This window comes from Motilimonas sp. 1_MG-2023 (assembly GCF_030547455.1).
Lineage (GTDB): Bacteria > Pseudomonadota > Gammaproteobacteria > Enterobacterales > CBDFNC01 > Motilimonas.
This window is the reverse complement of record NZ_JAUOPX010000118.1, coordinates 1-541: the sequence shown is the minus strand read 5'-3', so window position 1 is coordinate 541 and position 541 is coordinate 1. Positions and strand designations below refer to the sequence as shown.

The window sequence follows — 541 nt, the reverse complement described above, 5'->3', positions numbered from 1 at the left end:
GTATTGAACATCATCAAAACTTGCGTTTCAAAAACGTTCAATGAACTTTTATCAGCTTTCCAAATTTTTAAAGAGCGGGCTTTCTTTATCGCTAAAAAAAGCCAAAGTTAAATTGCTTAAACTTAACTTTGGCCTATCTTGGCCGAACATGAAGATTTGGTGGAGCTAAGCGGGATCGAACCGCTGACCTCCTGCGTGCAAGGCAGGCGCTCTCCCAGCTGAGCTATAGCCCCAAATATCTTCTAAAACATCGAACCCTAAACCACCTGGGAGGATGGCATAGTGGCCAAATCAAGCAAGACAAGGCATTAAGTGAGGAAGTTTAGCAAGCTAAACGACGAACTTAATAACGCAGTATTGCGAAGATTTGGTGGGTCTGAGTAGATTTGAACTACCGACCTCACCCTTATCAGGGGTGCGCTCTAACCAACTGAGCTACAGACCCGATGTTTTTTACCCAATGTAATCATACAATCTGTGTGAACACTCATTGACTCTCGTCAACAAGACAACGTCGCTTTTGGTAAGGAGGTGATCCAGC

General features: G+C 43.8%; 2 tRNA genes. Both read right to left on the bottom strand.

Annotated elements, in window-relative coordinates:
• Window positions 1–157 precede the first annotated feature (157 nt).
• Window positions 158–233: transfer RNA gene (locus Q4519_RS21685), tRNA-Ala, on the bottom strand.
• A 135-nt stretch (window positions 234–368) separates the two neighbouring features.
• Window positions 369–445: transfer RNA gene (locus Q4519_RS21680), tRNA-Ile, on the bottom strand.
• Window positions 446–541: the final 96 nt, after the last annotated feature.